Origin of the sequence: Congregibacter sp. (genome assembly GCF_047617445.1) — a bacterium.
In the GTDB taxonomy this organism is placed as follows: Bacteria; Pseudomonadota; Gammaproteobacteria; order Pseudomonadales; family Halieaceae; genus Congregibacter.
Genome location: NZ_JBLGBE010000119.1, coordinates 1 through 7,693, shown reverse-complemented (window position 1 = coordinate 7,693; position 7,693 = coordinate 1). Strand labels below are relative to the sequence as shown.

Below are 7,693 nucleotides of genomic sequence, written 5' to 3'. Positions count from 1 at the left end.
GATGGCGCTCATTCACATACAAGACTGCCGGAGCACCTGGACCGCCGTTAAAGTATTTGTAGCCGCAGCCCACGGCCATATCCACGTCCAAGGCATCGAGTTCCATGGGGATTACACCGGCCGAATGTGCCAGATCCCAAAGCACCATAGCGCCCACGGCATGTGCAGCCTCGGTGAACTTCTGCATATCATGACGCTCACCACTGCGATAGTTCACTTCAGTGAGCATCAGCAGCGCTACGTCTTCGTTTAACGCCGAGGCAATATCACTGGCGGGGACACGGCGGAGCTCACAGCGAGCCTCCCCGAGCAACTGCGCGATACCTTGCGCTATGTAAGCATCCGTAGGGAAGTCTTCGTCCACAGCGAGTATCACCCGACGCGGCGTATTCAAATCCATGGCGGTAGCCAGGAGCTTAAACAGATTCACCGAAATACTATCGGTACACAGCACCTGTCCTGGCGCAGCGCCAATAAGTGGCGCTATGCGCTCACCCACCCTCGTTGGCAAGCGAATCCAATCATGTGTATTCCAGCTGCTTATAAGGTCCTCCCCCCACTGCTTTTCGACGACGTCCTTCACCGCATCAGTCACCGCTCGAGGCAAAGCGCCCAGCGAATTACCATCGAGATACACCACGCCCCGGGGCAGCTGAAAATGCTCCCGAAGATGCGCCAGCGGATCGTCGGCATCCAAAGACGCTGCAAGATCGCTCATGGTTGCTGAGATGGCTGAGAGTGAGCCTGTGGCATGGGCTGAATCGACACACTCAGTACGTCAAATACCGCATCGAGTACGCGATCATAAGCTTGGGTCTGTGGGTGCACCCAATCGAAATGACCTGCAAGCGGCAATTCCATAGCGCTTGCACGCTGCATATCCTCAGACATCAATCACGCCCCGCTGACATCGATCTCCGGGGGGTCTTGCGCAAGACGCTTGCGCTGGAGAAGCTGCGCAACGGCCTCACTTGCCTCAAGTGCACGCAACACATTACCGCCGGCAATAGCCTCACAGTCAGCGTCACTGTAACCACGGGCTTTGAGCTCTTCAAAAAGCGCAGGATAGGTAGACACATCCTCAAGTCCTGTCACTACCGAACTAATGCCATCAAAGTCACCACCCACACCAATATGCTGGATGCCAGCCACCTTGCGAATGTGGTCGATATGATCCGCAACCTGCGCCAATGTCACTTCAGGCTTGGGATTTGAGGATTCCCAGTTCGTGAGTAAATCCCTGCGTTTTTCCTCATCGTAGGGATGCATAGCCTTCAAGCTAGCTTCCTCTCCGGTCCTCGCGAGATCCCAATCCCGGCGATCCTGAGAGATGTATCCCGGAACGAAGGTGACCATCACTACACCACCGTTCTTCGGCAAACGTTTCAGTACGCTGTCAGGCACATTACGGGGATGGTCAGCGACGCCTCGAGCCGAGGAATGGGAGAAAATAACCGGTGCAGTAGCAGTGTCCAGAGCATCATGCATCGTCGCCTCAGTCACGTGAGACAAGTCAACGAGCATCCCCAGGTAATTCATTTCTCGAACCACAGACTCACCAAACTCAGTAAGCCCATCGTGCCGGGCGGCGTCCGTCGCAGAATCCGCCCAAGCCAAGCCCTTACTGTGTGTGAGCGTCATGTAGCGAGCACCCGCCGCATAGAGCGAACGCAGGGTGCCCAAAGAGTTTTCGATAGCATGACCGCCCTCAATACCCATGAGCGAGCCAATTTTACCGTCCGCATAGGCACTGCGAATATCCTCCGCCGTCATCGCAAGTGCCAAATCAGCGGGGTATCGCTCAACCAAACGTCGTACCACATCCATCTGCGTCAGCACCAAAGAAGCGTCACCGGGTGCACCGCCGTAGGTCTCGATGGGTATGTAAACAGACCAAAACTGCGCCCCCACGCCTCCCTCGCGTAATCGAGGCAAATCCGTGTGCAAGGGGGGATCCATCTGATCTTGCCGCTTGGAGACATCAAGGGGCTTAAGTCTGTTACCGAAGCGCTCGCGATACTGCCAGGGCAGATCGTTATGGCCGTCGATGACCATGTGCTTACCCGTTTCCGCCGCTTGTGCAAACGGCATCAGCGTTAGACCACTGCCAAGTAGTGCTGTCGCCGACATCAAACATAGATTGTGTAATTTACTACGCATACTGCCCCGCCCTGTTTTGTATCAAAATTTGGAAATTTACGATCAGAAAAATGATGGTCATTGTGCTGTCTGCGGTCACTCTTTGCCAGTCTGAAACAGCTGGCGAGTAGCAGACAGACCTCAGCCGCAGCTGGATTCAAGGTCTCACCGCTGTCCGACCTACGCAATGAGGCGTTGTATAGCTGCTGCAAGAAAGGCGAGAGCCATTTACAATACCCGGATGAGCGAAATTCTTGATATCAATGCGGCCAACGCGCATGACGCGTCAGCGAGCATCACTTCGCCGTGGCGTTTTTGCACCGCTCCAATGATGGACTGGTCAAATAGGCACTGCCGCTATTTCTGGCGCCTGCTTAGTCAGCATGCCCGTTTGTACACAGAAATGGTCACCACCGGAGCACTGATTCACGGTGACCGAAACCGCTTTTTACACTTCAATGCTGAAGAAACTCCTATCGCCTTGCAGCTTGGCGGCTCAAATCCACAGGATCTCGCACGCTGCGCGTCCTGGGCCGAAGATTGGGGTTATGACGAGGTCAACCTCAATTGCGGCTGCCCCTCTGATCGAGTTCAAAATGGGGCCTTTGGCGCCTGCCTCATGGCTGAGCCAGAGGTGGTGCGAGACGCCGTCTCCGCTATGCGAGGCGCCTGTGATATTGAGGTGACGGTAAAACATCGTATCGGTATCGATCACATGGAGAGCTACGAAGAGCTATGCCACTTTGTAGGTACGGTTGCAGAAGGCGGATGTAAGGTGTTTATCGTGCATGCACGAAAAGCCTGGCTAAAAGGTCTATCCCCCAAAGAAAACCGTGAAGTCCCGCCCCTGAACTACCCCTGGGTTTATCGTTTAAAGCAGGACTTCCCCGACTTCACTATCGTGATCAACGGTGGCATTGAAACCCTCGAAGACTGTGAGCCACACTTGTCACAGGTCGATGGGGTTATGCTTGGGCGCAGCGCTTACCACAACCCCTGGGTGCTCGCTGAGTTGGATCAGCAGCTGTTTGGTAAGCCAAAGTCGCCACGCTACCGCGAAGATATCATCGATGAACTACTGCCCTATGTAGAGAAAGAACTGGCCAACGGTACGCGACTGAATCAAATTACCCGCCATGTACTGGGCTTGTACCAGGAAGTACCCGGTGCAAAACGCTACCGGCGTTTGCTCAGTGAGCAAGCGCATCGACCCGGCGCTGGCGCGGACGTACTCCGCGCCGCGGTGAATGAAGTCACGCAGTGCGCTGCCTGATCCGCTAAAGGAATTTGACACTTTTATGACTGACAAGCTGAGCCAACTCAAGACCATGACCGACGTCGTTGCCGACACGGGCGACATCGAGGCGATTCGCCGGTATACGCCGATCGATGCAACGACAAATCCTTCATTGCTTCTCAAAGCTGCAGCGCTACCTCATTACCAGACGCTACTGCAGTCTGCAAAAGCGCGAGCCGCGTCCGAAACTGGCAGTCGGAGCGAACAACTAGCCGCCTGCTGTGATTACTTTGCGATAGGCGTAGGCCAGGAGATTCTCTCCATCGTGCCCGGGCGTGTATCGACTGAGGTCGATGCCCGACTGTCATTTGATAGCAATGCAACGAAAAATCGCGCACGACGATTAATCGCGTTGTATGAAGAAGCCGGCATTGCAAAAGATCGCATACTGATAAAAATCGCCTCCACCTGGGAAGGTATTCGCGCCGCACAACAACTGGAACAAGAAGGCATACAGTGCAATTTGACGCTCCTGTTTGGCTTTGAGCAGGCACAGGCCTGTGCGGACGCTGGAGTCTTTCTTATCTCTCCTTTTGTCGGACGCATTCTTGACTGGCACAAAGCGCAGCGAGAACTTTCCATCAGTAGCGGTAAAGACGACCCTGGCGTGCAGTCAGTTGAGCGGATTTATAACTACTACAAACAGCATGGATACCAAACCGTTATCATGGGTGCGAGTTTCCGCAATGTCGGCGAGATAGAAGCACTCGCCGGCTGCGACCGTCTGACTATCAGTCCGGCACTCCTTGAGGTACTCGCCAATGATACGGATGAGCTACCGCAACAATTATCGCCTGCTGGAGCGAGCTCAGACGATGCCAAGAATGTCTTGAATGAAAGCAACTTTCGCCTGGGCGTCAACGAGGATGCAATGGCGACGGAGAAGCTTGCCGAAGGCATAAGGAATTTTATCGCCGACCAAAAGCGGCTTGAAAGGCTCATTGAATCACTATGATCGCAAAGCTACGAAAGCTCTTTACGGAACCAGCCGGTAACTCGGAACAAAGCCCCGACGAAACCCGAAGACTCGCTGCCGCAGCGCTACTTATCGAAGTCGCAAGAGCGGACTTTCAGCAAGATGCTGTGGAAGAAGCGGCAATGCTGGAATTACTCAGTAGCAGTCTGAATCTAGATCACATGACTGTGGTCTCGTTGCTTAGTGAGGCGAGTGATGCTGTTGACGACGCAACATCTCTGTATGAGTTCACCCGACTGATCAACGATCACTACAGCTACGACGAAAAGTTCGACTTGGTTGGCTCTATGTGGCGAGTAGCCTATGCGGACAAATCACTGAGTAAGTACGAAGAACATCTCATTCGTCGGGTTGGCGAACTAATTTATCTAAAGCACGAAGATTTCATCCGGAGCAAACTGACCGCCAAAGCATCAATTGACAGCGCGCCCAGCAACAACTAGAACAACTTAAGGGTCAAAAGCGGCTATGTGTTTCGCGGGGTCAATTTAGTAGGCCCCAATCATCGACGCTCCAAGGTCGCGACAAGCTCGCTAAACCGGGTCCGGTTCTCTGGGGATACATCCATCAATGCTCGATGAGCCTCAAGCACCTTCTCACGAACATCGTCTTCACTGCCAGGAATCATAGGGATACTTTGGCCACTGCCTGTCGCACAACAGGTTTTCTCGTGCATCTCGAACAATCGGTCCAGACCCATGCTCCCAAGAAGCCGATTGATACCGGCATCGCAGCAGTAAATTGCTGGACGAAAGTCAAACCGCTTATGGACAGATATCGCTAGCTTCGCAAGCTGCCCCAGGGTTGTACTGTCGATTCCCTGAGCGCCACAAAGATCCACCCAAACACTACTGAACTGCGGATCGTTGAGCATATTCTCGACATACTCTTCGATAGAGGCACAGAGCGTCAGTCGCACATCGCCCACGAACATCAGCACATAAGCGCCGCTCTCCTGAGCCGCAAGGACTTGCCCCTCACTCACCGCTGACTCGCTTACTGACAAACAACGCGGCTATATCATCGGGTGCGGTCTCTGCAGTATCCAGTCCCAACTGCGAAACTAATTCGTCAGGCGTGTCCGCAGTTCGAGAAAACACATCGAGAAAAAATGCCTCTTTCTCTATCAGATTTTTGGGCGGCAAAATTTCGAGAATGCCATCGGAAAAAAGCGCCAACATAAAGGCTTCTGGCAAATCCAAAGAATACTCGTTGTACCGGGCATCGGGCATCATACCTACCGCGTTCCCTTCGCCTTCTAGGTACTTGGCACCCGCGTCCGACACGAGTACCGGTAAAGGCAGATGGCCCGCCACGCTGTACTGCAAGCTGTTTTCAAGCTGATCCAAGACGCCGACCACCATGGTGGCATATTTGCCGACATCCAGTTCCAAGAGTTCCCGGTTCGCCAGTGTCAGCATCGCTACGGGACCCAAGATCGTATTGTCGCTGCGGCGCAGATAATCTGAGCGCTTTCTAGCAAACAGGTTTTTGAGAAGCACCGTGGCGAAAGCCGAGGAACTGCCATGACCCGACACATCAGCCATAAAAAACACGACGTAATGGTCGTCAACAGTAAAGTAATCAGTGAAGTCACCGCTGAGGTAAAGCGATGGAATGATCGTATGACTGAACATGTAATCGCTGACCACCATAGGTGACGTGGGCAACATTCGCATTTGCACCTGCCTGCCGGCCTGCTGATCTTTTTCCAGTACCCGTACGGTGTTCTTAAGCTCGCGATTAGCGGCCTCCAGGTCCTGACGTGATCGCCGAAGCTCACGGCTCATCGTACGCAATCGAACACAGCGCTCTATGGACGCCAACAGGGCCTCAGAATCTTCCACCGGAGTAGCGAAAAAGTCATTCGCCCCCAGTCTCAGTGCGCGCATCATGCTCGCAGAGCGGGGCTCATTACTGAACATCATCACAGGCACTTGAATATTGAGTTCACGAAGACTCGCGCCCTCCGCAGCCCACGCTTTTGGCGTAGCTTGAACGTCACACAGCACAACATCCCAATCACTGCCTTCACCCAGTGATGCATTAAAGGAGTCGAGGGAGCGTTCTACCGAAGCGGTAAAGCCAGCAGTAGAAGCCAGGTCAGCAAGATTGCTGCCCCGGTTCAGATCATCGTCAATGACCAGAACCTTACCGCTATAGGCCATTCAGAAATGCTTCTTCAAAGTAATTAGCGGAACCCTACGCCTGCGTCCGCCGGCAGGCAACCCAGGTTTACAGCTTTGAGGAGGAATTCACAGTTTTGCAGCATTACAGCGCGACTCAAATATGCCGAAGTCTAGAACGCCTGGTCCCAGGAGTCCTCAAAATCTGAGAAATCGTCCTGCAACTCGCCGTCGTTTACAAAGGCGGCCCGCTGCTGAAGGTAAGCATCACGAACAAAAATGTAGCGATCGCCTGAGATCAACTCATCGGCGTCCAGTAGTCTGGCTCTGCCGTGCACAAGCTCTAGACCCCAGATGGAATTACGAACGTTTCGATTATGGATATACGGGGGCACAGAAAGCGTAAAGGTATCTACGAGGAGTCCTGTGCCACTTCGAAAGGTCCTGGGGCCGAACAGCGGCAACATCACGTAAGGTCCCTCAGGGATACCCCACAAGGCCAGCGTATGACCAAAATCTGTGCGGTAGGGCCCGATACCCAGCGGTGTTGCAACATCAAACAACCCGGCTAAGCCCAGCGTTGAATTGACCAGGAAACGCCCTCCGCTTTGAGAGGCCCCTTCCCATCGACACTGAAGCACCGCATTTAGGGTGCTGGTAACGTCATAGAGATTGGCAAAAAAGTTACTCACACCGCGTTGAGCGGGCGCTGGCATCACAAAGTCGTAGCCTCTGGCGACAGGCTTGAGGGCCCAGCGATCAAGCGCGTCGTTGAGCGCAAACATCGGCCGATTGATGACCTCCAAGGGGTCCTCGTTGGCTTGTGAACCGGGAGCGAGCAAGAAACACAGACAAAACACCGCGCACACCACTACTTCGCGCCAGAGCAACATCCTGGCGTGGACCGATGAATCAGTCAGCGAAACAACCGCCTCTGACCCGATATGTATGTCTTGATCCTTGATACCCGATAGTCTCGTCTGTCGACCTTCTCTACCGACCTTTAACAGGCCTGATTCTGCCAATTATACGACGGAGCCGCCTGAAGCGATTACGCCCGCCCCATTAAAATTCTTCAGCGGCGTCCAGCCAGTGCCCTGACACTGCCCGCTGCCCCCACGTTCACCGGTCGCAAGGCGCTGAGACAGCTCAGCG

9 protein-coding genes are annotated in these 7,693 nt (G+C 53.9%); 3 read left to right on the top strand and 6 right to left on the bottom strand.

Annotated elements, in window-relative coordinates; all coding sequences use genetic code 11:
- From ACI9KD_RS16480 to ACI9KD_RS16470, 3 genes are all read right to left on the bottom strand, one after another.
- The coding region (locus ACI9KD_RS16480) for an aminotransferase class V-fold PLP-dependent enzyme (protein ID WP_414982261.1) at nucleotides 1–718 on the bottom strand (718 nt) is incomplete at its 3' end.
- Nucleotides 715–891: a hypothetical protein gene (locus ACI9KD_RS16475; RefSeq protein ID WP_414982260.1), complete on the bottom strand. Its 177-nt coding sequence runs from the start codon at nucleotides 889–891 to the stop codon at nucleotides 715–717. The genes ACI9KD_RS16480 and ACI9KD_RS16475, both read right to left, overlap by 4 nt.
- A gap of 3 nt (nucleotides 892–894) precedes the next feature.
- The gene (locus ACI9KD_RS16470; protein ID WP_414982259.1) at nucleotides 895–2,160 is read right to left on the bottom strand and encodes a dipeptidase; all 1,266 of its coding nucleotides are present in this window, start codon (nucleotides 2,158–2,160) and stop codon (nucleotides 895–897) included.
- Nucleotides 2,161–2,380: 220 nt separating this feature from the next.
- Between ACI9KD_RS16470 and dusA the strand changes: the two genes are divergently transcribed.
- The 3 genes from dusA to ACI9KD_RS16455 are packed head-to-tail and all read left to right on the top strand — an operon-like array spanning nucleotide 2,381 to nucleotide 4,855.
- Entirely contained in the window at nucleotides 2,381–3,412 is a 1,032-nt protein-coding gene (gene dusA, locus ACI9KD_RS16465; RefSeq protein ID WP_414982258.1) for a tRNA dihydrouridine(20/20a) synthase DusA, read from the top strand.
- Nucleotides 3,413–3,437: 25 nt separating this feature from the next.
- The gene (tal, locus tag ACI9KD_RS16460; protein WP_414982257.1) at nucleotides 3,438–4,391 is read left to right on the top strand and encodes a transaldolase; all 954 of its coding nucleotides are present in this window, start codon (nucleotides 3,438–3,440) and stop codon (nucleotides 4,389–4,391) included.
- A complete protein-coding gene (locus ACI9KD_RS16455) occupies nucleotides 4,388–4,855 on the top strand; it encodes a TerB family tellurite resistance protein (protein WP_414982256.1) in 468 nt (155 codons plus the stop codon). Before tal ends, ACI9KD_RS16455 begins: the two co-directional genes overlap by 4 nt.
- A 59-nt stretch (nucleotides 4,856–4,914) precedes the next feature.
- Here ACI9KD_RS16455 and ACI9KD_RS16450 read toward each other — a convergent pair whose 3' ends face one another.
- From ACI9KD_RS16450 to ACI9KD_RS16440, 3 genes are all read right to left on the bottom strand, one after another.
- Complete coding sequence (locus ACI9KD_RS16450) at nucleotides 4,915–5,397, bottom strand: STAS domain-containing protein (protein WP_414982255.1); 483 nt, start codon at nucleotides 5,395–5,397, stop codon at nucleotides 4,915–4,917.
- Nucleotides 5,390–6,580, bottom strand: a complete 1,191-nt coding sequence (locus tag ACI9KD_RS16445; RefSeq protein ID WP_414982254.1) for a SpoIIE family protein phosphatase — start codon at nucleotides 6,578–6,580, stop codon at nucleotides 5,390–5,392. The genes ACI9KD_RS16450 and ACI9KD_RS16445 overlap by 8 nt, the downstream gene beginning before the upstream one ends.
- Before the next feature lie 131 nt (nucleotides 6,581–6,711).
- A complete protein-coding gene (locus tag ACI9KD_RS16440) occupies nucleotides 6,712–7,563 on the bottom strand; it encodes a VacJ family lipoprotein (protein WP_414982253.1) in 852 nt (283 codons plus the stop codon).
- Nucleotides 7,564–7,693 lie beyond the last annotated feature (130 nt).

Bases quoted from the DNA above. Each gene is read 5' to 3' on its own strand.
- ACI9KD_RS16470 (WP_414982259.1), bottom strand. From the start codon at position 2,160: ATGCGTAGTAAATTACACAATCTATGTTTGATGTCGGCGACAGCACTA.
- ACI9KD_RS16445 (WP_414982254.1), bottom strand. From the start codon at position 6,580: ATGGCCTATAGCGGTAAGGTTCTGGTCATTGACGATGATCTGAACCGG.
- dusA (WP_414982258.1), top strand. From the start codon at position 2,381: ATGAGCGAAATTCTTGATATCAATGCGGCCAACGCGCATGACGCGTCA.
- ACI9KD_RS16455 (WP_414982256.1), top strand. From the start codon at position 4,388: ATGATCGCAAAGCTACGAAAGCTCTTTACGGAACCAGCCGGTAACTCG.
- ACI9KD_RS16475 (WP_414982260.1), bottom strand. From the start codon at position 891: ATGTCTGAGGATATGCAGCGTGCAAGCGCTATGGAATTGCCGCTTGCA.
- tal (WP_414982257.1), top strand. From the start codon at position 3,438: ATGACTGACAAGCTGAGCCAACTCAAGACCATGACCGACGTCGTTGCC.